Origin of the sequence: Caballeronia jiangsuensis (assembly GCF_046030135.1) — a bacterium.
In the GTDB taxonomy this organism is placed as follows: domain Bacteria; phylum Pseudomonadota; class Gammaproteobacteria; order Burkholderiales; family Burkholderiaceae; genus Caballeronia; species Caballeronia jiangsuensis.
In genome coordinates this window covers 39927-63638 of the sequence record NZ_JAQQDB010000015.1, presented here as the reverse complement: position 1 = coordinate 63638, position 23712 = coordinate 39927, and the positions used below count along the sequence as shown (strand labels likewise).

Genomic DNA, 23712 nt, shown 5'->3' with positions numbered 1-23712 from the left:
TTCTCACGCCCGCCGATGCGCGGGCGTTTCTTTTGGTGCAACGCTGATATGAGTCCGCATCGCCCGTCCCGCCGACGCCGCGTAAAAACGCACGGCCCCGTCTGGCTCTTCGATCTCGACAACACGCTGCATCACGCGTCGCACGCGGTTTTCCCGGCGATCAATCGCGGGATGACGCAATACATCATGGATCGCCTGAACGTCGACATCGACGAAGCGAACCGGCTGCGCGTCGGCTACACGGTGCGTTACGGCGCGACGCTGCTCGGGCTCGTCAGGCATCACGGCGTCGATCCGGCCGACTTCCTGCGCGAGGTTCACACCTTCGCCGATCTGCCGTCGATGCTGCGCGCCGAACGCGGCCTCACGCGGATATTGCGCGCGCTGCCCGGCCGCAAGATCGTGCTTACCAACGCGCCGACGATCTACGCGCGCACGGTGCTCGCCGAACTTGGCATCGCGAAGCTGTTCGAGCGCGTGATCGCGATCGAGGACATGCGCGAGGGCGCTCACTGGCGCGCGAAACCCGACGCGCCGATGCTTCGCCGTGCGATGCGCCGCGCGCACGTGCGTCTCGAAGACGCGATTCTCGTCGAGGACACGCGCGGTCATCTGAAAAGCTATCGGCGGCTGGGGATTCGCACGGTGTGGATCGTCGGGCATCTGCCGGTTGCGAAGACGTCGAGCGGCGGAATGTCGGTGCGCATGCCGGGCATCGGCAGGCCGCATTACGTGGATCGCACGGTGCGCTCGCTGCGCGCGCTGACGTCATCGCATGGGCGGCGCCTACATTCGAAATAGCCGCCGCGCGAGAATGTCTTCGAGGTCCGAGCGCGCATCGACGACGAGATGCACATAGATGGTGTCGCCATCGACCTTGTAGATGATGCGGTTCGTGCCGCTCGCGACTTCGTAGTAGCCCGACATGCGGAAGTCGATGAGTTCCGGCGGCGTCGAGCCATTGCGCGGCGCGGCTTCGATCTCGGCGATGGTATCGGCGAACTTGTTGCGCGTCGCGGCCCACGCGGTCCCGCCGAACTTGTTGATGACGTAGCGCCGGAAGTCGTGCAAATCCTGGCGCACGGGATCGAGAAAGACGGTCTTCATTCGACGCCTTCTTCGCGGTCCAGGCGCTCGATCTCGGCGAACAGATCGGCCGCGCTCATGCACTGGCCGGCCTCGATGATCTTCTGTCCCATCGCCAAAATCTTAAGCAAGGCGAGCGTCTGATGCAGATCTTCGTACGACTGCGCGTCCTGCACGACCACCCTGCCCTCGCCATTCTGCGTGATGAGCATCGGCTCGCGACTCTCGACGATGTTGCGGATCATCTCGGCCGCACGGCTCTTCAGATGACTCAGCGGTCTGACCCGGCTCGGTTTCATTTCCGTTCCCTGGCAAGACGAGACGATTAGACAATATAGACGCAAAAGCGGGCCGCATCCAAGACCGTGCAAATGGCGGCTTAATTACGTTTTCCGCTATACTTCATCGCTAACGAGATTTTCTCGAACATCAACGACGCGCCGATTTGCTGACTCGATTGCGGGCGCGCGAACCTCAGTGATGATTCACGGGCGTTCACTATAAATGCGGCTAAAGAGGTCGTCAGCCGCGCCATCAATGTTTTTCCGCGCATCGCCGACACCGTTTAGCCGCTTGGTCAAAGGCGGAATGAATGGAATCGATCGGCATCGTCACTCCCCAAACACTGCGCTTCACCGAGCCGCTCAAGATGCAGAACGGCTCGCTGCTCGGCGACTACGAGCTCGTCGTCGAAACGTACGGCGAACTCAACGCCGCGCGCTCGAATGCGGTGCTCGTGTGCCACGCGCTGAACGCGTCGCATCATGTCGCGGGCATTCATGCGGATAACCCGAAGGATGTCGGCTGGTGGGACAACATGGTCGGTCCCGGCAAGCCGCTCGACACCAACCGCTTCTTCGTGATCGGCGTGAACAATCTCGGCTCGTGCTTCGGCTCAACCGGACCGATGAGCATCGACGGCGCGACATCCAGGCCGTACGGCGCGAGCTTTCCGGTCGTCACGGTCGAAGACTGGGTGAACGCGCAGGCGCGTCTCGCGGACCGCTTCGGCATCGAGCGCTTCGCGGCCGTGATGGGCGGCAGCCTCGGCGGCATGCAGGCACTCGCGTGGAGCATGATGTATCCGGAACGGCTCGCGCATTGCATCGTCGTGGCATCGACGCCGAAGCTTTCCGCGCAGAACATCGCGTTCAACGAAACGGCGCGCTCCGCGATTCTCTCCGATCCCGATTTCCACGGCGGCGATTATTACGCGCACGGCGTGAAGCCGCGTCGCGGTTTGCGCGTCGCGCGGATGATCGGCCACATCACGTATCTGTCGGACGACGACATGGCCATAAAATTCGGCCGCGCGCTGCGCCGTGCCGAGGGCGCGCTCGATGCGTACAACTTCAACTTCGATGTCGAGTTCGAAGTGGAGTCGTATCTGCGCTATCAGGCCGACAAGTTCGCCGAATACTTCGACGCGAACACGTATCTGCTCATCACGCGCGCTCTCGATTATTTCGATCCCGCCAAAGCATTCGACGGCGATCTCACCAAAGCGCTCGCCAATACCAGCGCGAAATATCTGATCACCAGCTTCACGACGGACTGGCGTTTCGCGCCCGCGCGCTCGCGCGAAATCGTGAAGGCGCTGCTCGACAACAAGCGCACGGTGAGCTACGCGGAAATCGATGCGCCGCACGGCCACGACGCCTTCCTGCTCGACGACGCGCGCTATCACAATCTCATGCGCGCCTATTACGAACGCATTGCCACGGAGATCGGCGCATGAACCAGCACACTCTCGATTCGCTCGCGCTGCGCTCGGACTTTCGGGCGATCGCCCGCTGGGTCGAACCGCGCTCGACGGTGCTCGATCTCGGCTGTGGCGACGGCTCGCTGCTTTCGCTGCTCGGCGAAGAACTCGAAGTGAAGGGCTACGGCATCGAAATCAACGATGCCGGCGTGCTCGCGTGCGCGCAAAAAGGCGTGAACGTGATCCAGCAGAATCTCGAAGACGGCCTGCGTCTCTTCGAAGACGACAGCTTCGATTTCGCCGTGCTGTCGCAAACGCTGCAGACGATCCATCAAACCGCCGCGATCTTGCGCGAGACGGTGCGCGTCGGGCGCCAATGCATCGTGTCGTTTCCGAATTTCGGATACTGGCAACATCGGCTGTCGGTGATTCAGGGGCGCATGCCCGTGTCGAAATCGCTGCCCTATCAATGGCACAACACGCCGAACGTGCGCGTGCTCACGATCAAGGATTTCGAGGCGCTCGCGCCGGAGGTGGGCCTCGAGATTCTGGACCGCGTGGTGCTGCACGACGGCCAGCCGGTCCGTTGGGGCGCGAACTGGCGTGGTAGTCTTGCGGTCTATCGCGTGAAGCGCCGGTAACGATGACCGGCGCGCTCGCGCATCGACAACTGCCCGTTATACGACATGCCCGATACGCCACACGAGGCGCCCGCTCTAACTGCTCACGAAGAACATCCCGGATGGCGCGCGTTTCTCAACAAGCGCATCCTCATTTGCGTCTTTCTTGGCTTCACGTCCGGATTGCCGCTCTTCACGCTCTACAGCCTGCTGCAGGCGTGGCTGACGACCGCGCACATCAACGTCAAGGAGATCGGCCTCTTCGCGCTGATCGGGTTGCCGTACACGTGGAAGTTCGTCTGGTCGCCGCTGATGGACCGTTACATTCCGCGCTTTCCGGGCTGGAGTCCCGGCCGACGGCGCGGCTGGATGTTCGTCACGCAAGTGCTCGTGATGGTGGCGATCGGCTCGTTCGGGTTCTTCTCGCCTGAACGGAATCTGTGGGCCGTCGCGGCGGTGGCCGCGCTCGTCGCGTTCTTCAGCGCGAGTCAGGATATCGTCATCGATGCGTATCGCCGCGAACTGCTCGCCGATACCGAGCAAGGGCTCGGCAATGCGGTTCATGTCAACGCGTACAAGGTCGCGGGACTCGTGCCCGGTTCGCTGTCGCTGATTCTCGCGACCGTTCTGCCGTGGAAGACCGTGTTTCTTATCACCGCCGCGTTCATGCTGCCGGGTCTCATCATGACGCTCGTCGTCAAGGAGCCGGAGATTCACGGCGCGCCGCCGAAGAATCTGCGCGAGGCGATCGTCGAGCCGTTTCACGAGTTCGTCACACGCGATGGCTGGCGCGCTGCGCTGCTCGTGCTCAGCTTCATCTTCCTCTACAAACTCGGCGACACGATGGCGACCGCGCTCGCCACGAAGTTCTTCATCGACGTCGGTTTCTCGCTTGCGCAGATCGGCGTGATTGCGAAGGCGGTCGCGTTCTGGGCGAGCATCGCGGGCGGGTTGCTCGGCGGGATCGCGCTGGTGAAGATCGGCATTGCGCGCGGGCTATGGATCTTCGGCGTGCTGCAGATCATCGCGACGCTGGGCTTTGCGTGGCTCGCGAAGATCGGGCCGTCGCCGGCGGCGCTCGCCGTGCTGTACGGCTTCGAAACCTTCGCGACGGGTCTCACGCTCGCCACCTTCACCGCGTACATCGCGAGCACCACGGACCCGCGCTACACCGCGACGCAGTTCGCGCTCTTTACGAGTCTCGCGGCGGTGCCGCGCACGTTCGCCGCGGCGGGCAGCGGCTATATCGTGAACGAAACGGGATGGTTTCCCTACTTCATGATCTGCGTCGTGCTGTCCATTCCGGGCATGTTACTGTTGCCCAAGATCGCGCCCTGGAGAACTCAACGATGACGGTTTCTTTCAAGTTTCGCGCCTTGGCTTGCGCGTTGACATGGGCGTCGCTCGCGCCCTTGTCCGTGCATGCTCAGGACGAACAGAAGACGCCGCCGCCGTACTCCGCACCGAACAACCAGATCCGCTTCGGCAATACGGCGCTGTTTCGCAATCTGATTCCGCCGGCGACGCTCGAAGCGCAGTCCGCCGAGGAATACGCGCAGGTCATTCTCGATGCTGAGCGCGCGAAGACATTGCTTCCGGATAGCAACCCGCTCGTGAAGCGCGTGCGCGACATCGCGAATCACGAGATTCCGTTCGCGCTCAAGTGGAACGATCGCGCGAAGAACTGGAAATGGGAGATCAATGTCATCAAGTCGCCTGAAGAGCGCATGGTGTGCCTGCCGGGCGGGAAGATCGTCGTGTATAGCGGTCTCATCGAGAAGCTGCATCTGAACGATAACGAGATCGGCATGATGATCGGCCACGAGATCGCACACGCGTTGCGCGAGCATGCGCGCGAGCGGCTCGGCCGGCAGCAGGCGGCGCAGCTCTCGGCGGGCGCGCCGCCGCAGTTGTTCGGCTTTTCGAACTATTCGTCGCAACAGTCTGATATCGGCGATGAGTTGCTGACCATGCGCTATTCCCCCGCCGATGAAACTGAAGCCGATGTGATCGGCAGCGAGATCGCTTCGCGCGCGGGTTACGATCCGCGGGCGGCCGTCACGTTGTGGAACAAGATCGATTCGGGAACGCGGCGCGCGGATGTCGGATTCATCTGGCTGCATCCGTATGGGCCGGATCGCAGGCAGGATCTGCTCAAGCGCATGTCGGACATGATGCCGCTTTATGCTAAGGCGGTCGGCAAGACCATTGATCAATTGCCGAATTATGCGGGCATGGGGCGGTTTAAGAAGACTGGGCGTTAGGGGTTTTTTGTTTGCTTGGGCTTCTAGGGATGGCCTGTGTTCGTGTCGGTTTATTGGCACTGCCCCTGTGCGGGGCGGCAGTTACTTTCTTTGCTGCTGCAAAGAAAGTAACCAAAGAAACAGCTTTCCCCAGCCTAAGCACTTCACGCCGGCCGCGGCACAGGCGATTGGCCTAATGGCCCGGCAGTAGCGAGTGCCCTCACAAGCAGATAAGGGCTTGGACCGCGCACGGTCTGAACCATCGCACCACAGAACAGACTGGTTCAGCACCAAATAGCTCCGGCCCGCTTCGCGGCCGACGGGTCAATCGGGTTTGCGCGTGCTTTCTTGCTCACGCCGCCATCTCAATGCACTGCATACGTAAACCGACGGTTTCCCTCGCATCCCCGACGGCAGCGCGTAGCGCTGTGCCGAAGCTATCTGGTGCTGAACCAGCGCGCTTAAACATCTGGAGCGGCAGTCCGTGCGCGAGCCAAGCCCGGTTGGGCCTTTGAGGGCGGCACTTAGGCGAGTGCCACCGCGGGCTGGCAAGCATGGCCAACGTGCGTGTGACCGCGGGCGGTGAGAAGCTGCTTTCTTTGGTTACTTTCTTTGCAGCAGCAAAGAAAGTGACCCCCGCCCCGGGGAGGGGCAGTGCTAATAGACCACCATGAATACAGGACATCCATAGAAGCCAGAACCTTACTTCTTCCCTTTCGCGATTTTCCACTCGTAATCGATAGTCAACGGCGCATGATCGCTGAACTTGATGTCCCTGAAAATCGACGTCTTCTTCGCGGTCGCGGCGACTTCCTGCGTCGCGATCTGATAGTCGATACGCCACCCGACGTTCTTCGCATACGCCTGACCGCGATTGCTCCACCATGTGTACTGCTCGGGGCGCTGATCCAGCGTGCGGAACACATCGACATAACCGACATCGTCGAAGAGCTTCGTGAGCCACGCGCGTTCTTCCGGCAGGCACCCAGAGTTCTTCTGATTGCTCTTCCAGTTCTTGATGTCGATTTCCTTGTGCACGATGTTCACGTCGCCGCACAGAATCACTTCGCGCTCTCTCGACAGCGCGTCGAGATGCGGCATGAACTCGTCCATGAAGCGATACTTGGCCTGCTGACGCTCGTCGCCGCTGGACCCCGACGGCACATACACCGACACCACCGACAGCTTGCCGAAACGCGCTTCCACGTACCGCCCTTCCGGATCGAACTCTTCAGAGCCGAAACCGATGATCACGTCGTCCGGCTCGTGACGCGTGTAAAGGCCCGCGCCGCTGTAACCCTTCTTCACCGCGTGCTGAAAATACCCCTGAAAGCCGTGCGGCGCGAGAAACTCGGGCGTCAGGTCGTCTTGCGAGCACTTGATTTCCTGCACGCACACGACGTCGGATTTCTGCTCGCCGAACCAGTCGAAGAATCCTTTCTTGGCGGCCGAACGGATGCCGTTCAGATTGGCGGTAATCACGCGAAACATACGCTTCCTCTTTTTTTGAGTTCGTTTTATTCGACCTTCACGCCCTTGAGCGATTCCTTCGCGGGCGGAAATTCGAGCTTCATGTCCTGCATCGTGCGCAACAGCAGCTCGGCGACCATCACGTTCCGATGCGTCTTCGAATTGCCCGGAATGATGTACCACGGCGCATATTCGGTGGACGTCGCGCCGAGCGTATCCGCATACGCCGCCTGATAGTCGTCCCACTCCTTGCGCGCGTCGAGATCGGAGACGTCGAACTTCCAATGCTTGGTCGGATCGTCGATGCGCGCCTGCAGGCGCTCGCGCTGCTCGTCCTTCGAGATATGCAGGAAGCATTTGACGATGGTCGTGCCGCTATCCGCGAGCAGCGACTCGAAGTCGCGAATATGGCGATAACGCCGCTCGCATTCGTCGGCATCGATCTGCTTCAGCACGCGCGGCACGAGCACGTCTTCGTAGTGGCTGCGATTGAAGATCGCGAACTCGCCGGCCTGCGGCGCCTGCGCATGCACGCGCCACAGGAAATCGTGCGCGGCCTCGCGCTCCGACGGCGCGCGAAACGGCACGATGCGCAAGCCGAGCGGATCGACATCGTGGAATACCGCGCGCACGGTGCCGTCCTTGCCGCTCGTGTCCATGCCTTGCAGCACCAGCAGCACGCGGCGGCGGCGCTGCGCGTGAAGCTTCTCCTGAAGGTCGTCGAGTTGCACGCCGATCGCCGTGAGGCGTTCGCGATCTTCATCTTTCGAGCCGCTCGAAAACGGCTTCGCGGCGGGATCGATCGCGCTCAGGTCGAACGGCTTCAGCTTCTTGCCGCCGTCGAAGAATGGCACGCGAAAGTCGTCGAGTCCGGGTTTCTTTGCCATGTCTCTTTGTTCTTGGGTTCGCCAATGAAAAACGGGCTGCTGCCAGGCTCAACCGGCAGCAGCCCATTCATCCCGCGTCGGGACAAGCTATCAGGATAACTTTTTCTTCAGCAACTCGTTCACCTGCTGCGGATTCGCCTTGCCCTTGGTCGCCTTCATCGCCTGGCCGATCAGCGCGTTGAACGCCTTCTCCTTGCCCGCGCGGAATTCGTCGACCGATTTCTGGTTCGCCGCGAGCACTTCGTCGATGATCGCTTCGAGCGCGCCGGTGTCGGAAATCTGCTTCAGGCCCTTCGCGTCGATGATGCGGTCCGCCGCAGCATCGTCCGTCGCCTTCTCGTCCCAGATCGTCTGGAAGATGTCCTTCGCGATCTTGTTGGAGATGGTGCCGTCGGCGATGCGTTGCAGGATCAGCGCGAGCTGTGCGCTCGAAACCGGCGATTCGCCGATGTCGAGCGATTCGCGGTTCAGTTGCGCGGAGACGTCGCCCATCATCCAGTTCGCGGCGATCTTCGCTTGCGCGGCGCCCGCTTTCTGCACGAGCGCCTCGAAATACGACGCCATCGCCTTCGATGACGTCAGCACGCCCGCGTCATACGGCGTGAGGCCGTAGGTATCGACGAAACGCTTCTGCATGTCCGCCGGAAGCTCGGGCATTTCGCCCTTCACGCGCTCGACCCACGACGACTCGATCACGAGCGGCATCAGGTCCGGGTCCGGGAAATAGCGGTAATCGTGCGCGTCTTCCTTGCTGCGCATCGAACGCGTTTCGCGCTTGTCCGGATCGTAAAGGCGCGTTTCCTGAACCACCGTGCCGCCATCTTCGATCAGCTCGATCTGACGACGCACTTCGTACTGAATCGCTTCTTCGAGAAAACGGAACGAGTTCAGGTTCTTGATCTCGGCGCGCGTGCCGAATTCCTTCTGGCCGACCGGACGCACCGACACGTTCGCGTCGCAACGGAACGAACCTTCCTGCATGTTGCCGTCACAAATGCCGAGCCACACGACGAGGCCATGCAACGCCTTCGCATACGCGACCGCTTCCGCCGCGCTGCGCATTTCCGGCTCCGTGACGATCTCGAGCAGCGGCGTGCCCGCGCGATTCAGGTCGATGCCCGTCATGCCCGCGAAGTCTTCGTGCAGCGACTTGCCCGCGTCCTCTTCGAGGTGAGCGCGCGTCAGGTTGACGGTCTTCGAATACGCTTCCTTGCCCGTCTTTTCATTGGCCGGAACCTGGATCGTGATCTGACCGCCCTGCACGACCGGAATCTCGTACTGGCTGATCTGATAGCCCTTCGGAAGATCCGGATAGAAGTAGTTCTTGCGCGCGAAGATGCTGCGCGGTGCGATGTGCGCGCCGATCGACAGCCCGAAGCGGATCGCCCGCTCGACAGCGCCGCGGTTCATCACGGGCAGCACGCCGGGCAACGCGAGATCGACGGGACTCGCCTGCGAGTTCGGGCTCGCGCCGAACTGAGTCGGCGCGCCCGAAAAAATCTTGGAGACGGTGGAAAGCTGCGCGTGCGTTTCCAGACCGATGACGACTTCCCACTGCATGTTCACACTCCCGATGCCGATGGTGCCTTGCGGTGCCAGTCGGTCGCGCGCTGGAACGCGTCGGCGACCTGGAGCATCCGGGCTTCGTTGAAATAGTTGCCGACGATCTGCAGGCCGACCGGACGACTCGCGTTCGCGCCCGCGCCGAAGCCGCACGGCACGCTCATGCCGGGCAGGCCAGCGAGACTCACGGACAGCGTGTAGATATCGGCGAGATACATCTGCACGGGATCGTCGGTCTTCTCGCCGAGATTCCACGCGACGGACGGCGCGACCGGCCCCATGATGACGTCGCAGTGCGTGAACGCTTCCTGGAAGTCCCGCGCGATGATGCGGCGGATCTTCTGCGCCTGCAGGTAGTACGCGTCGTAATAGCCGTGCGACAGCACATACGTGCCGACGAGAATCCGGCGCTTCACTTCCGGCCCGAAGCCTTCCGCGCGCGACTTCTTGTACATGTCGAGCAGATCGCGGTACTCGGCCGCGCGATGCCCGTAGCGCACGCCATCGAAGCGCGACAGGTTCGACGATGCCTCCGCCGGCGCGATGATGTAGTACACGGGAATCGACAACTCGGTCTGCGGCAGCGACACCTCGACGAGCGTCGCGCCGAGCGCTTCGTATTGCTTCAACGCCGCGTCGATGGACGCGCGCACGTCGTCGGCGAGACCGGCGCCGAAGTACTCCTTCGGCATGCCGATGCGCAGGCCCGCGAGCGGCTTGCTGGCATCGCTGCCGTTCCATGTCTTGCCGAGATAGCGCGTGTAGTCTTCGTTCTCGCGTTGCAGGCTGGTCGAGTCGCGCTCGTCGAAGCCGCCCATCGCGTTGAGCAGCAGCGCGCAGTCGTGCGCGGTCTGCGCCATCGGGCCGCCCTGATCCAGCGACGATGCGAACGCGATCATTCCGTAACGCGAAACGCGGCCGTAAGTCGGCTTGATGCCCGTGATGCCGGTGAACGACGCGGGCTGACGGATCGAGCCGCCGGTATCGGTGCCGGTCGCGGCGGGCGCGAGACGCGCGGCCACGGCGGCGGCCGAGCCGCCCGACGAGCCGCCCGGCACCGCCTTGAGATCCCACGGATTCTTCACCGCGCCGAAGTACGAATTCTCGTTGGACGAGCCCATCGCGAACTCGTCCATGTTGGTCTTGCCGAGGCACACCATGCCGGCGTGCTTCAGACGATCGACGACGGTCGCATCGAACGGGCTCGCGTAGTTTTCGAGCATGTGCGAGCCGGCCGTCGACGCCCAGCCGCGCGTGACGAACACGTCCTTGTGCGCGATCGGCAAGCCCGTGAGCGCACCGGCATTGCCCTGCGCGATAAGCGCGTCGGCGGCTTTCGCCTGTTCGAGCGTGAGCTCGGAATCGATGCCGATGAACGCGTTCAACGCCTTCGCGGCCTCGATGCGTTGCAGATACGACTGCGCCAGTTCGACCGCGGAGACTTCCTTCGAGTCGAGCGCCGCGCGCAGTTCGGTCAAGCTCTTTTGATGCATTGCAGTTCCCTGATGAGCGCGGGCATTCGATCCGCGCGCAATGTCACTTGATGGGCGCGTGAAGCGCCTTATTCGATCACTTTCGGCACGAGATACAGCCCGTCCTGCACGGCAGGCGCGGAACGCTGGAACTCTTCGCGCTCGACACGCTCTGAGACAGCGTCGTCACGCAGACGCAACGCGACTTCCTCGATCTGCTCGATCGGATGCGCGAGCGGTTCGATGCCGGTCGTATCGACGGCCTGCATCTGCTCGACGAGACCGAAAAAGTCGTTGAGACGCGCGAGCGTGGGTTCGGCTTCGTGGTCGGGCAATTCGAGCCGCGCGAGGTGCGCGATGCGTTTTACGTCGGTCAGGGTCAAAGACATGGAATCACCGGAGAAAGCGTGGACAGCCTCAATCTCGAAAACCTTCGCTGTGACAGCCAGTTACGATCTTGAAAGGAGCCCTCGGAAGCAGGTCTGGCGATGGCATAAAGTGCCATCCTTTTCCTATAGATACCCCCAAATTATAAGGTATCATTACACGTTCGACTCACCTCTGGATCGGCTTGTCAGCGGCTTTCTCCCTGAATCATTGAATTGTGAGAAACCTTTGCGTGCGGCGTTCCATTCTGCGGTAGATTTCTTCCCGGATTTGCACTTCGCGGCGAGCGTTCGCCGCCCCGGCAAACCGTTATTTTTTCCGCTGCCGTCCCCGGCGCTCCTCGCGACGAACGGCCACCCAGCGAGACAGGATTTTTGAATGTTCGGTTTTTTGCGCAGCTATTTCTCCAACGACCTGGCGATTGACCTCGGCACCGCCAACACGCTGATCTACATGCGCGGCAAGGGCATCGTCCTCGACGAGCCTTCGGTCGTTTCCATTCGCCAGGAAGGCGGCCCCAACGGCAAGAAGACGATTCAGGCGGTAGGCAAGGAAGCCAAGCAGATGCTCGGTAAAGTGCCGGGCAACATCGAGGCTATCCGCCCGATGAAGGACGGCGTGATCGCCGACTTCACCGTCACCGAGCAGATGATCAAGCAGTTCATCAAGACCGCTCACGAATCCCGCATGTTTTCGCCGTCGCCGCGCATCATCATTTGCGTGCCGTGCGGCTCCACGCAGGTCGAGCGTCGCGCGATCAAGGAAGCGGCACACGGCGCGGGCGCGTCGCAGGTCTATCTGATCGAAGAACCGATGGCCGCTGCAATCGGCGCGGGCCTGCCCGTCTCGGAAGCCACCGGCTCGATGGTCGTCGACATCGGCGGCGGCACGACCGAAGTCGGCGTCATCTCGCTCGGCGGCATCGTGTACAAGGGCTCGGTGCGAGTCGGCGGCGACAAGTTCGACGAGGCCATCGTCAACTATATCCGCCGCAACTACGGCATGCTGATCGGCGAGCAAACCGCCGAAGCCATCAAGAAGGAAATCGGTTCGGCATTCCCCGGCTCCGAAGTGAAGGAAATGGAAGTCAAGGGCCGCAACCTGTCCGAAGGCATTCCGCGCAGCTTCACCATTTCGAGCAACGAAATTCTCGAAGCGCTGACGGACCCGCTGAACCAGATCGTGTCGTCGGTGAAGATCGCGCTGGAACAGACGCCGCCGGAACTCGGCGCGGACATCGCCGAGCGCGGCATGATGCTGACGGGCGGCGGCGCGCTCCTGCGCGACCTCGACCGCCTGCTCGCGGAAGAAACCGGCCTTCCGGTGCTCGTCGCCGAAGATCCGCTGACCTGCGTGGTGCGTGGTTCGGGCATGGCGCTCGAACGCATGGACAAGCTCGGCAGCATCTTCTCGTACGAGTGATCTCCCTGCTGAAGGCTTTCGCTCTCCGTCCCCTGAGCGGAATGGTCTTCGACGCGACAACCAAACACGCCCGCGTAACGCGGCGGGCGCACGGCCCGGCATCTGTCCGGGCCGTTGTCGAAACAGCGTAGGGCAGGTTCGCCACCGGCGAGAAAACCTGCAGCATCGATCCATCCGTTCACGCCCTCGGCGCCGACCATGGAATACAGTCCGCCGCCCCTTTTCAAGCAAGGCCCCTCCGCGCTCGCGCGCCTGATCTTCTTCGTGGTGCTCGCCATCGCGCTGCTCATTTCAGATGCCCGCTACAGCACGCTGGAAATCGTTCGCGGGATGCTCGGCGCGGGGCTTTACCCGTTGCAGCGCGCCGCGCTGGTGCCGCGCGACATCTTCATGGGCGCGGCCGATCTCGCCGTGACGAGCGCGACCTTGCGCAGCCAGAACGCGAAACTGGCCGACAAAAATCTGGAACTGTCCGTGAAAGCCGGCGATGCAGCGCAACTCGCTACCGAGAACGCGCATTTGCGCGCGCTGCTCAATCTGCAATCGCGCGCCACCACCGAAGAAACGCCCGCCGAAATCCAGTACGACACGCGCGATCCGTTCACGCAGAAAGTCGTGATCGGCAAAGGCTCGCAGCAGAATATCCAGGATGGCGCGCCGGTCGTCACGGAAGACGGCGTGATCGGCCAGGTCACGCGCGTATTTCCGCTGCAATCGGAGGTCACGCTTCTTACCGACAAGGATCAGGCCGTGCCGGTGCAAATCGCGCGCACCGGATTGCGCAGCGTGATCTACGGGACGCCGAAGGGCGACACGCTCGATCTTCGCTTCGTGCCGATCAGCGCCGACGTGCAAGCCGGCGACGAACTCGTCACGAGCGGCCTCGACGGCATCTATCCGCCGGGACTGCGGGTCGCGAAGGTGCTGCGTGTCGACAAGCAGGCGGACACGGCGTTCGCGCGCGTCGTCTGCGTGCCGATCGCGGCGGTGCGCGGCGCGCGTCAGTTGCTCGTGCTGCATTACAACGTCAACGTGCCGCCGAATCCGATCGAAGTCGAAGCGGCCGCGGCTGCCAAGGAAGCGAAGGAAAACAAGGGCAAGAAGAAGGCCGCGCCGAAGGCGGCGGCAGCGGCGGGCGCAAGCGGCGCATCGGCGCCTGCGGGCGCGTCCGCACCGACGCCCGGCTCCGCGCCCGCGGCGACCGCCCCGGCGAAGCCCGCCGAGGCTCCGCCAGCGAAGGCCGCGGCGCCCAAGGCGGCATCGGGCGCGGCGGCGAAGCCGTCGAAGAAGGCGCATGCGCCGAAACCCGCATCCTCGGGAGCCGCGCGATGAACCGCCCGCAATACATCCTTCAGCCGGTCAATCCGTACTTCATCACGTTCAGTCTGGCTGCCGCGTTCCTGCTGAACCTGATGCCGTGGGGACGGCTCATCGGCGTGCCGGATTTCGTCGCGCTCGTCCTGCTCTTCTGGAACGTGCATCAACCGCGCAAGGTCGGCATGGGCATCGCGTTCATGCTCGGCATTCTGATGGATGTGCACAACGCGAATCTGCTCGGCGAGCACGCGCTGGCTTACACGCTTCTTTCGTACGGCGCGATCACCATTCACCGTCGCGTGTTGTGGATGACGTTGCCCGTGCAGATGTTCGTCGTCGCGCCGCTCCTCGTGGGCGCGCATCTCGTGCCTTTCATCATCCGCCTGATGACGGGCGCGGCGTTCCCCGGCTGGAGTTATCTGATCAACGGATTCGTCGAGGCGCTGCTCTGGCCGATCGCGAGCTTCCTTCTGCTGATGCCGCAGCGCCGCGCCGCCGACCCGGACGACACGCGTCCGATCTGAGCCTTGCCGCGCGACGCCGCATGACCGGATAAACCGTCTCGCGCGAACTACACTTGAATCGCGAGCAAACCGCGAAAGTTGCATGACCGAAATAAAGAACACCGAGCAACAGTTGTCGAAGTTCCGCCTGCGCGTCGCGGCGGCGGGACTGTTCGTGTTCGTCTGCTTCGGGCTGATCGGACTGCGCTTTCTCTATCTTCAGGTCTGGCATTTCAGCAAATACTCTTTGCAGGCAAACGAGAACCGCATTTCCGTTGCGCCGATCGTGCCGAACCGCGGCATCATCACCGACCGCAACGGCGTCGTGCTGGCGAAGAACTACTCCGCGTACACGCTGGAAATCACGCGCTCGAAGATCAACGGCACGCTCGACGAGACGATCGACGAGCTCTCGCAAGTCATTCCGATCGACGCGCGCGACCGTCGCCGTTTCAAGAAGCTGCTCGAAGACTCGAAGAATTTCGAAAGCCTGCCGATCCGCACGCGTCTCACCGACGAGGAAGTCGCGAAGTTCACCGCGCAGCGCTTCCGTTTTCCGGGCGTCGAAGTGCGCGCGCGCCTGTTTCGCCAATATCCGCTCGGCACGACTGCCGCGCACGTGATCGGCTATATCGGACGCATTTCGCAGCGCGATCAGGAACGCATCGACGACGCAAGCGACGCCAACGACGAAAGCTCGGATCACTACGATCCGCGCCTCGACGCCAACAACTACAAGGGCACGGATTACGTCGGCAAGATCGGTGTCGAGCAGAGCTACGAGACCGAGCTGCACGGCCTGACCGGTTTCGAGGAAGTGGAAGTCACCGCGGGCGGCCGCCCGGTGCGCACGATGTCGCGCACGCAGGCGACGCCGGGCAACAACCTGCAATTGTCGCTGGATATCGGCTTGCAGCAGGTCGCCGAGCAGGCGTTCGCGGGCAAGCGCGGCGCGCTCGTCGCGATCGAGCCTTCCACCGGCGACGTGCTCGCGTTCGTGTCCGCGCCGAGCTTCGATCCGAATTCGTTCGTCGACGGCATCGATCAGCAAACCTGGGACGCGCTCAACAATTCGCCGGATCACCCGCTACTGAATCGTCCGCTGCACGGCACATATCCGCCGGGTTCGACCTACAAGCCATTCATGGCGCTCGCCGCGCTGACGCTGCACAAGCGGACGCCGGGTTGGGGCTTCCAGGATCCGGGTTACTTCACGTTCGGCGGCCACACGTTCCGCAACGACGTGCGCTCGGGTCAGGGCTGGGTGGACATGAACCGCGCGATCGTCGTTTCGAACGACACGTACTTTTACATGCTCGCACGCGATCTCGGCGTGAACGCGATGGCCGGTTTCATGAAGCCGTGGGGCTTCGGGCAGATCACCGGCATCGATATCGCGGGCGAGGCGCGCGGCATCCTTCCGTCGACGGAATGGAAGCGCAAGGCGTACCGCAAACCCGAGCAGCAGCGTTGGTACGAAGGCGAAACGATCAGTCTGGGCATCGGTCAGGGCTACAACTCGTTCACAATCCTGCAACTCGCGCATGCCACCGCGACGCTCGCGAACAACGGCGTCGTGATGAAGCCGCACCTCGTGCGCGACATCGAAAATCCGATTTCGAAGGCGACGCGCCCGGTCGTGCGCGATCCGAGCGACAAGATCGCCGTGCAGCAGAAGGATGTGGATTTCATCAAGCGCGCGATGGAAGGCGTCGTCACCAACGGTACGGCGGCGAAGGTGTTCGCGGGCGCGCCGTATCTGGCGGCAGGCAAGACCGGTACCGCGCAGGTCTATTCGCTGCAAGGCGCGAACTACAAGGGGCACGCGCTCGCGGAGCATCTGCGCGACCACGCGCTGTTCATCGCGTTCGCGCCGGCTGAGCAGCCGAAGATCGCGCTTGCGCTGATCGTCGAGAACGGCGGCTGGGGCGCCGAATCCGCAGGGCCGATCGCGCGCAAGGTGCTCGATTATTATCTGGTCGACCGTCTGAAGCCGGGCGCGGAAGCGGCAGCCGTCGCCGCGGCGGCCTCGGCGACGACCGATACCGGCCTGCCGACGATCGGAGGCACGCAACCACCCGCCGCCATCGCGTTGCCTGCGTCCGTTGCGAATTCGTCGCCGGCATTTTCGCCTCAGGCTGCGTCGAATCCCGAGGTCGCGAAGGCGGCTTCTGCACCGGCGCTTCCCGCTTCCGCCCCGAAAACCTCGAAGCCGCGCGCTGCGTCGTCGGCGCCCGCAGCGCCCGCGGCGGCGCTGCCCGCGTCCACGCCCGGCCGCACGCCCACGCCGAAAAAGCGCCCGACCGAGCCGACGCCCTCGATGGTGCGCGGCAATGAAAACGACGGCGTGCGCGTTCTCGCGCCGTCCGGCGGCATCGACGAGTAAAGGAAACCGCCATGCAACTGCACATGCAATTCGACAAGCGCGAGCTGCTGGACCGCGCAAAGCGCATGTTCGCGGGCTTCGACAAGCCGCTTGCGCTCATCGTGTTCCTGCTGCTCGGCGTCGGGATCGTGACGCTGTACAGCGCCAGTCTCGATATGCCGGGGCGCGTCGAAGACCAGCTGCGCAACATCATGCTGACCTTCGGCCTGATGTGGGTACTCGCCAACATCCCGCCGCAGATGCTGATGCGCTTCGCCGTGCCGCTCTATACGGTCGGCGTCGCGTTGCTGATCGCGGTCGCCGCGTTCGGGTTGACGCGCAAGGGCGCGAAACGCTGGCTCAACGTCGGCGTCGTGATCCAGCCATCCGAGATCATGAAGATCGCGATGCCGCTGATGCTCGCGTGGTACTACCAGAAGCGTGAAAGCAATATCCGCTGGTGGGATTACATCGTCGGCTTTGTGATTTTGCTGCTGCCCGTGGGTCTGATCGCGAAGCAGCCGGATCTGGGCACAGCGGTACTCGTGTTCGCGGCGGGCATGTTCGTCATCTATTTCGCCGGATTGAGTTTCAAGCTGATCCTACCGGTGCTGATTGCCGCGGTCATCGCGGTGGCGAGCATCGCGGTCTTCCAGGACAAGATCTGTCAGCCGGATGTCGTCTGGCCGATGATGCACGACTATCAAAAGCACCGCATTTGCACGCTGCTCGACCCGACGTCCGATCCGCTCGGCAAAGGCTTCCACACGATTCAGGCGGTGATCGCGATCGGCTCGGGCGGCACGTTCGGCAAAGGCTGGTTGCAGGGCACGCAGGCGCACCTCGAATTCATCCCCGAAAAGCACACCGACTTCATCTTCGCCGTTTTCTCCGAGGAGTTCGGGCTCGCGGGCGGGCTCGTGCTGCTCTTCCTCTACATGGCACTCATCGCGCGCGGGCTGTTCATCGCGGCGAACGGCGCGACCTTCTTCGGGCGATTATTGGCCGGTTCGCTCACCCTCGCGTTCTTCACGTACGCGTTCGTCAATATCGGGATGGTGAGCGGCATTCTGCCCGTGGTCGGCGTGCCGCTTCCGTTCATGAGTTACGGCGGGACCGCGTTGACGACGCTCGGCGTCGCGGTCGGGCTGATCATGAGCGTCGCTCGTCAGAAACGGCTGATGCAGAGTTAGCGTTTCGCCGTCCTTCTTTCAAACGCAAAAGCCGCGGCTCCCCCGCGGCTTTTTGCTTTTTTGGAGCCTGCCTTCACTGCGGCTTCTGCTGCTCCAGTTCCGCGCTCAACTGCAGATACTTCAGCTTGGCGGCCGGATCGCCCTGCGCCGCCGCAGCAGCGTAATAGGCACGCGCGACATTCAAGTTCCGCTCGACGCCATCGCCGCCCCGCTCATAGAACGAACCCGCGACATATTGCGCGGTCATGTCGCCGCCTTGCGCCGCTTTCTTGTACCAGGTGAACGCCTGCGTGTTATCGCGCGTGGTGCCGCGTCCATCGAGAAACTGATTGGCGAGCGCGAGTTCGGCCTGCACGTGCCCCTGATTCGCCGCGCGCAGGAACCAGCGATGCGCTTCCGCCGGATCTTTCTCGACGAACTGTCCATCGTCGTACATCTTGCCGTAGACGTATTGCGCGTGGGTCATGTTCGCGTCGGCGGCGCGACGCAACCATTTCTTGCCTTCCGGCACGTCAGCCGCGCCACCCTCGCCGTTGAGCAGCATCATCGCGTAATTGAACTGGGCGAGGCGGCTGCCCTTCTGCGCCGCGCGCCGGAACTCCGAGCGCGCCGCGACGAGGTTGCCGGCGTTGTAATCGGCCACGGCGTTTTGCGTGGTGATATCCGTCGGCTTGGGCGCGTCGTCGGCGTGGGCGGCGCCGATCGATATCGACAGGCTCACCGCGGCGAAAGCCGACGCGATGGCGATTTTCATGATCTCGCCTCCTGCAACGCCTGACGCGTCGCCTTCAACAGCCACATCACATCCGCGCCGATCGCGACGAGCTTGATGCCCGCCTGCGCGTATTGCTTCGCGCTGGCCGCATCGAGCGCGAAGATGCCGCTCGCGATGCCCGCTCGGTTTGCAGCATCGACAATTTTCGTGATCGCCGCCTGCACGTCCGGATGCTTGCCGTCGCCGAGATGACCGAGGCTCGCCGCCAGATCCGCTGGACCGATGAACAGGCAATCGACGCCCGGCGTCGCGGCGATTTCGTCGACGGCTTCGAGCGCCGCCACCGATTCGATCTGCACGATCGTCGCGATCTGCGCATTCGCGCTCGCCATGTAATCGCGGCGCATGCCGTATGCCGCCGCGCGCACCGCACCCGCGACGCCGCGCAAGCCTTGCAGCGCCGATTCCGTCGGATACTGCGTGAGCCGCACGATGCGCGCCGCCTCTTCGGCCGATTGCACGTTCGGGAACATCAGCGTGCGCGCGCCCGCGTCGAGTGCGCGTTTGACTAGCCAGCCTTCGTTGGCCGGCACGCGCACGATCGGCTCGCTCGGCAGATGCGCGGCGGCGATCGCGCGCAGTTGAGCGACGACGTCCGCGCTATCGTTCGGCGAGTGCTCCATGTCGATGCAAAGCCAGTCGAAGCCCGCATGTGCGAGCGCTTCGGCGGCATCGGCGCTGCCGAGCGACAGCCACAGTCCGAACAACGTGCCCGGTTCGGAAAAGCGCTGCTTCAGGGGATTGGTGAACGTGCTCATCGCGCGGCTCCTTCAGCAGTTTGAAGGATGACCGCGCGCGGTCGCGCAAATGAAAACGACAGAAGAAGTGACGGCATGCGTGCGCTCCGTGTCTCGTCGCCTCGGGTGGCGGGCGACTCATCGGACGATCATACCGTGACGAACGCGCGCGCGCCGGACGTGCTCAGGGCCGCCCGCGCGCGAAAAATCAGCCGCGCTCGACGTCGGCCCAGCAGTTCGGCGTTTCGAAGAGACGCACGCGCTTCAGCTTGAGATTGACACCGTAATGGGCGTCGTAGACGTCGGCGAGAATGTTGAAGGCAACCGCCGCCAGGTTCTCCACGGTCGGAATGCGATCCAGTACGACAGTCTTGTGATCCGGCAGCGTCTGCAGGAATTCGCGCACTTTGACATCGCCTTCATAAACGATGAACGCGTGATCCCACTTGTTGACGAGATGTTCCATTGCCAGGGCTTTCACGTCGGCGAAGTCCATCACCATGCCGCGGTCGGGCGCGCCTTCCACGTCGACGAGATCGCCTTGCAGCGTGATTTCGAGCACGTAGCGATGCCCGTGCAAATTGCGGCACTGGCTGCGGTGATCGGGAATGCGGTGGCCCGCATCGAATTCGAGTTTTCGGGTAATCGTCTGCACGTCGGCTGACCGTCTTATCAGGGGATGTTCAAATATTTGTGCGTCTGCATCGACAGGCGCCACTTCGGATGGCGCTTGCACCAGTCGATCGCCAGCTTCGTGTTGATGTCGCGCGACGGGCCGTCCATCGGCTGCACGAGAAAGTACTCGAAGTCGAGCTTCTCGTAGTCCGCCAGACGCTGGTTGTCCTGCGGCACGACGACCTTCAATTCGTTGCCCTTTGTGACGACGAGCGGCGCATCGGCTTTCGGGCTCACGCAAATCCAGTCGATGCTCTCGAGCACGGGCAGCGAGCCGTTCGTTTCGATCGCCATTTCGAAGCCGGCTTCATGCAGCGCGTCGACGAAAGGCTGATCGATCTGCAGCATCGGCTCGCCGCCCGTGCACACCACGAATCTGTGCGCCGCACCTTCCGGCCACAGCGATGCAATCTTCGCGACGAGTTCCGCCGGCGTCCGGTACTTGCCGCCGTTCTCGCCGTCCGTGCCGACGAAATCGGTGTCGCAAAACTGGCACACCGCGTCCGCGCGATCTTCCTCGCGCCCCGACCACAGATTGCAGCCCGCAAAGCGGCAGAACACGGCCGGGCGCCCGGCATTGGCACCCTCGCCCTGCAACGTGTAGAAGATTTCCTTTACCGCGTACGTCATGACTGCCCTGTGAATCTCGTAAAACCCGTCGTAAAAATCAAACCGGCGCGATGGTGACCTGTTCGCCCGCACGATACGCCTCGTAACCGCGCTTGCGCAGCTTGCACGCCGGGCACTGACCGCAACCGAAGCCCCAGTCGTGCAGTTCGGCGCGCTCGCCGACATAACACGTGTGCGTTTCGACGCGGATCAACTCGACGAGCGATTCGCCGCCGAGCGTTTCCGCGAGCCGCCAGGTGTCGGCCTTGTCGAGCCACATCAGCGGCGTTTCCAGCGCATAGCGCGTTTCCATGCCGAGATTGAGCGCGACTTGCAGCGCCTTCATCGTGTCGTCGCGGCAATCCGGATAGCCGGAAAAGTCCGTCTCGCACATGCCACCGACGATCACCTTCAACCCGCGCCGATACGCCACCGCCGCGGCAATCGTCACGAACAGCAGATTGCGGCCCGGCACGAACGTGTTGGGCAAGCCGCTCGCGTTCGCCTGAATCTCGATCTCGCGCGTCATCGCGGTATCGCTGATCGCGCCGAGCACGGACAAATCGATCATGTGATCTTCGCCCAGGCGCTCGGTCCACTGCGGAAACTCGCGCGCGATCGCAGCGCGAAAGCCGTCGCGGCATTCGAGTTCCACGCGATGGCGCTGTCCATAGTCGAAGCCGAGCGTCTCTACCGTCTTGTAGCGTTCGAGCGCCCAGGCGAGGCAAGTGGCCGAGTCCTGGCCGCCGGAGAACAGCACGAGCGCGCTGTCTTTAGCGTCTATCCGAGTCACCGTGAAAACTCCGTACTCCGTGAATGAATTGGCGTCGCACGCCGCACAGGCAGTCGGAACGACCGGACTTCACCTTGCGCGGCGCGGGCGCGACGCCCGCGAGTCCAGTATAGGCCGGCGACCTTCGCCTGGATGCGCACGCCCTTTATGCCGCCGATAGCGGAATTCGAGACGGATGATCGGGCGCCGGTGAAGGTTCCGGCGCGTCGCACGAGCGATTCGGAGCGTCGAAAAGAAAAGGACTTGCGGGCCCGAGGACGAGGCAAGTCCTTAATTCGGCGGGAATTTTAGCACGGAGCACGGTTGTTCGCCGAGCTCGGCGTGCGTGGCTTCGACGGACGGTTTTTGTTTGGCGGCGAGATCGGCACTATTTGCCGCCACCAAGCCAGTTGAGCCGGCAAATTATGGAAATCCGCTTAACCCGGTCGGCGTCCGGTCGTTATACAGACAAATGACTGCCTGAACAAAAACACGACCAGCAATTCCTTCCGGCTCTACAGCTAACTCCATGTGATGGCGCGATCGTTCGATCGGATCGTGCAGGAGCTATTCGTTCGCATAACGAACGGATTCTTTGATTTCCAAACCCTTCCGCGGGAGACGCGGACCCGCAGGTCTGTTTCCGATCCGCTCTTTTCCAACGGCGCTCCGGGAACTGCACCAATTTCGCCGATGCATAACTCTCTATTTAGTACTACACACAATGAAAAATTACATTCAGACCAACTTTCGGGCCAACCGCATCTTCGGCGCTCTTTCCGTACCTCGAGCGAAGCTGATCGCCGTCGCGGTCACGACCAGCTTGCTGCTCGGCGCATGCGGGGGCGGTAGCAACGAAGCCTTCGACACGGCCTCCACCGCAGCCGCTGCCGTGGCGAATCGCAACGCGAACGTCGTCGTGAAGAACGCGACGGCCGGCGGCAGCATCTTCTACGGCGCGAACGGCCACAACAACGAGGGCGGCGCCTACGACATCTCCAGTCCGGCGCTACAACTCTCGCAGTTGCAGGATCTCGGCGTGAAGCTTTATCGGAACGAGGTGTACAGCCAGGGGACCGCAAACAAACTCGCGGGCATTGCGAAGACGATGGCCGCAGGCGGCGTCACCGTATATCCGGTGATGCTGATGAGCCTCGCCTTCAACAGCGAAACCGACGCCTACAACGCGGGCTATCAGCTCGGCGTCTGGACGGCGACCGCGTACCAATACCCGTACTACGAAGTGACGAACGAACTCGACGCCAACGCGCTCACCGGCAATGTCGACGGCGTCTATCCGCAGCAATTCGACAACGCCAAATTCCAGATCGCGCGCGGCGTGATTCGCGGGATGATCGCCGGCGTGAAGTCGGTCGATCCGAACGGCAAGATCATCATGGGCGGTGGCACGTGGCTGCACTACGGTCTCGATCAGATGCTCGCCAACGGCACGCAACCCGACGGCACGACGGGTCATCCGGTCGTGAGCTGGGACATCACCGCGTGGCATTGGTACTCGGACATGGGCGACATCACGAACGCGTGCGGCGGCACGGGTTGCCACGACGTGCTCGCGACGTTGCAGCAGATGGGCAAGCCGATCTGGATCAACGAGTTCGGCGTGCGTCCGTGGCTTGGCAGCGATCAGCAGATCGCGGCTTACCTCGTCGGCAACAAGATGATGGCGGAGTTCGTCGCGGTGGCGTCGAAGTACAACATCCAGGCAATTCAGACGTACGAGCTGTATGACGATCCCGCAGGCGGCGAAGGCGCGTACGGTCTCCTGAAGAACGACGGCAAGACGCAGAAGGCGGCCTACACCGCGTTCAAGAATTTCGTCGCCGCGAATCCGAAGTGAGGATCGGATAGCTGAAAAAAAACGGGCAGTCCGCTCAAGCGAACATGCCCGTTTTT

23 protein-coding genes are annotated in these 23712 nt (G+C 62.6%); 11 read left to right on the top strand and 12 right to left on the bottom strand.

All coding sequences use genetic code 11. The annotated features are described in order from the left end of the window. Nucleotides 1-48: 48 nt before the first annotated feature. Nucleotides 49-801: a pyrimidine 5'-nucleotidase gene (locus PQR08_RS17625; protein WP_408161930.1), complete on the top strand. Its 753-nt coding sequence runs from the start codon at nucleotides 49-51 to the stop codon at nucleotides 799-801. On the opposite strand, the gene PQR08_RS17620 is transcribed toward PQR08_RS17625, so the two are convergent. Together PQR08_RS17620 and PQR08_RS17615 are read right to left on the bottom strand one after the other, a co-directional pair. Continuing rightward, nucleotides 787-1107, bottom strand: a complete 321-nt coding sequence (locus PQR08_RS17620) for a type II toxin-antitoxin system RelE/ParE family toxin (RefSeq protein WP_035497370.1) — start codon at nucleotides 1105-1107, stop codon at nucleotides 787-789. The genes PQR08_RS17625 and PQR08_RS17620 overlap by 15 nt on opposite strands. Continuing rightward, nucleotides 1104-1385: a type II toxin-antitoxin system Phd/YefM family antitoxin gene (locus PQR08_RS17615; protein WP_408161928.1), complete on the bottom strand. Its 282-nt coding sequence runs from the start codon at nucleotides 1383-1385 to the stop codon at nucleotides 1104-1106. Before PQR08_RS17615 ends, PQR08_RS17620 begins: the two co-directional genes overlap by 4 nt. A gap of 293 nt (nucleotides 1386-1678) precedes the next feature. On the opposite strand from PQR08_RS17615, the gene metX reads away from it, so the two are divergent. Genes metX through PQR08_RS17595 form a run of 4 tightly spaced genes read left to right on the top strand, consistent with a single transcriptional unit; the run spans nucleotide 1679 to nucleotide 5672 of the window. Continuing rightward, on the top strand, nucleotides 1679-2824 hold the full coding sequence (gene metX / locus PQR08_RS17610) for a homoserine O-succinyltransferase MetX (protein WP_408161926.1): 1146 nt from the start codon (nucleotides 1679-1681) through the stop codon (nucleotides 2822-2824). Further along, nucleotides 2821-3429 (top strand): methionine biosynthesis protein MetW, encoded by a 609-nt coding sequence (metW, locus tag PQR08_RS17605; protein WP_035497363.1) that lies wholly within the window; start codon nucleotides 2821-2823, stop codon nucleotides 3427-3429. The genes metX and metW overlap by 4 nt, the downstream gene beginning before the upstream one ends. A gap of 45 nt (nucleotides 3430-3474) precedes the next feature. Further along, complete coding sequence (locus PQR08_RS17600) at nucleotides 3475-4761, top strand: AmpG family muropeptide MFS transporter (RefSeq protein WP_035497361.1); 1287 nt, start codon at nucleotides 3475-3477, stop codon at nucleotides 4759-4761. Continuing rightward, on the top strand, nucleotides 4758-5672 hold the full coding sequence (locus PQR08_RS17595; RefSeq protein WP_408161924.1) for a M48 family metallopeptidase: 915 nt from the start codon (nucleotides 4758-4760) through the stop codon (nucleotides 5670-5672). The genes PQR08_RS17600 and PQR08_RS17595 overlap by 4 nt, the downstream gene beginning before the upstream one ends. Nucleotides 5673-6353: 681 nt before the next feature. On the opposite strand, the gene PQR08_RS17590 is transcribed toward PQR08_RS17595, so the two are convergent. The 5 genes from PQR08_RS17590 to gatC form a co-directional block, all read right to left on the bottom strand. Continuing rightward, entirely contained in the window at nucleotides 6354-7142 is a 789-nt protein-coding gene (locus PQR08_RS17590) for an exodeoxyribonuclease III (RefSeq protein WP_408161922.1), read from the bottom strand. A gap of 26 nt (nucleotides 7143-7168) precedes the next feature. Continuing rightward, nucleotides 7169-8008, bottom strand: coding sequence for a polyphosphate kinase 2 family protein (locus PQR08_RS17585; RefSeq protein ID WP_187608222.1), 840 nt, complete (start codon nucleotides 8006-8008; stop codon nucleotides 7169-7171). A gap of 90 nt (nucleotides 8009-8098) precedes the next feature. Next, entirely contained in the window at nucleotides 8099-9568 is a 1470-nt protein-coding gene (gene gatB, locus PQR08_RS17580) for an Asp-tRNA(Asn)/Glu-tRNA(Gln) amidotransferase subunit GatB (RefSeq protein ID WP_187608221.1), read from the bottom strand. Between the two features lie 2 nt (nucleotides 9569-9570). Then, nucleotides 9571-11064: an Asp-tRNA(Asn)/Glu-tRNA(Gln) amidotransferase subunit GatA gene (gene gatA, locus PQR08_RS17575; RefSeq protein ID WP_408161920.1), complete on the bottom strand. Its 1494-nt coding sequence runs from the start codon at nucleotides 11062-11064 to the stop codon at nucleotides 9571-9573. Nucleotides 11065-11132: 68 nt separating this feature from the next. Next, nucleotides 11133-11432, bottom strand: coding sequence for an Asp-tRNA(Asn)/Glu-tRNA(Gln) amidotransferase subunit GatC (gene gatC / locus PQR08_RS17570; RefSeq protein ID WP_035509719.1), 300 nt, complete (start codon nucleotides 11430-11432; stop codon nucleotides 11133-11135). Between the two features lie 376 nt (nucleotides 11433-11808). Between gatC and PQR08_RS17565 the strand changes: the two genes are divergently transcribed. The 5 genes from PQR08_RS17565 (at nucleotide 11809) to rodA (ending at nucleotide 18230) form a co-directional block, all read left to right on the top strand. Then, nucleotides 11809-12852, top strand: a complete 1044-nt coding sequence (locus tag PQR08_RS17565; RefSeq protein WP_004189550.1) for a rod shape-determining protein — start codon at nucleotides 11809-11811, stop codon at nucleotides 12850-12852. A gap of 198 nt (nucleotides 12853-13050) precedes the next feature. Further along, nucleotides 13051-14184, top strand: coding sequence for a rod shape-determining protein MreC (gene mreC, locus PQR08_RS17560; protein WP_250482892.1), 1134 nt, complete (start codon nucleotides 13051-13053; stop codon nucleotides 14182-14184). After that, nucleotides 14181-14693, top strand: a complete 513-nt coding sequence (gene mreD, locus PQR08_RS17555) for a rod shape-determining protein MreD (protein ID WP_008352165.1) — start codon at nucleotides 14181-14183, stop codon at nucleotides 14691-14693. The genes mreC and mreD overlap by 4 nt, the downstream gene beginning before the upstream one ends. 82 nt (nucleotides 14694-14775) lie before the next feature. Further along, the gene (gene mrdA, locus PQR08_RS17550; RefSeq protein WP_408161917.1) at nucleotides 14776-17058 is read left to right on the top strand and encodes a penicillin-binding protein 2; all 2283 of its coding nucleotides are present in this window, start codon (nucleotides 14776-14778) and stop codon (nucleotides 17056-17058) included. 23 nt (nucleotides 17059-17081) lie between these two features. Continuing rightward, the gene (gene rodA, locus PQR08_RS17545) at nucleotides 17082-18230 is read left to right on the top strand and encodes a rod shape-determining protein RodA (RefSeq protein ID WP_187608237.1); all 1149 of its coding nucleotides are present in this window, start codon (nucleotides 17082-17084) and stop codon (nucleotides 18228-18230) included. A gap of 73 nt (nucleotides 18231-18303) precedes the next feature. Here rodA and PQR08_RS17540 read toward each other — a convergent pair whose 3' ends face one another. The 5 genes from PQR08_RS17540 to queC all read right to left on the bottom strand — a co-directional run bounded on the left by PQR08_RS17540 (nucleotide 18304) and on the right by queC (nucleotide 21819). After that, on the bottom strand, nucleotides 18304-18984 hold the full coding sequence (locus PQR08_RS17540; protein WP_408161915.1) for a tetratricopeptide repeat protein: 681 nt from the start codon (nucleotides 18982-18984) through the stop codon (nucleotides 18304-18306). After that, entirely contained in the window at nucleotides 18981-19763 is a 783-nt protein-coding gene (locus PQR08_RS17535; RefSeq protein ID WP_238209476.1) for an HpcH/HpaI aldolase family protein, read from the bottom strand. The genes PQR08_RS17540 and PQR08_RS17535 overlap by 4 nt, the downstream gene beginning before the upstream one ends. Before the next feature lie 187 nt (nucleotides 19764-19950). After that, entirely contained in the window at nucleotides 19951-20397 is a 447-nt protein-coding gene (gene queD, locus PQR08_RS17530) for a 6-carboxytetrahydropterin synthase QueD (protein ID WP_238209475.1), read from the bottom strand. A 17-nt stretch (nucleotides 20398-20414) separates the two neighbouring features. Then, on the bottom strand, nucleotides 20415-21047 hold the full coding sequence (gene queE / locus PQR08_RS17525) for a 7-carboxy-7-deazaguanine synthase (RefSeq protein ID WP_238285573.1): 633 nt from the start codon (nucleotides 21045-21047) through the stop codon (nucleotides 20415-20417). Between the two features lie 37 nt (nucleotides 21048-21084). Then, on the bottom strand, nucleotides 21085-21819 hold the full coding sequence (gene queC, locus PQR08_RS17520; RefSeq protein WP_035509741.1) for a 7-cyano-7-deazaguanine synthase QueC: 735 nt from the start codon (nucleotides 21817-21819) through the stop codon (nucleotides 21085-21087). Between the two features lie 703 nt (nucleotides 21820-22522). Here queC and PQR08_RS17515 point away from each other — a divergent pair. Next, on the top strand, nucleotides 22523-23656 hold the full coding sequence (locus tag PQR08_RS17515) for a lipopolysaccharide biosynthesis protein (RefSeq protein WP_408161912.1): 1134 nt from the start codon (nucleotides 22523-22525) through the stop codon (nucleotides 23654-23656). Nucleotides 23657-23712: the final 56 nt, after the last annotated feature.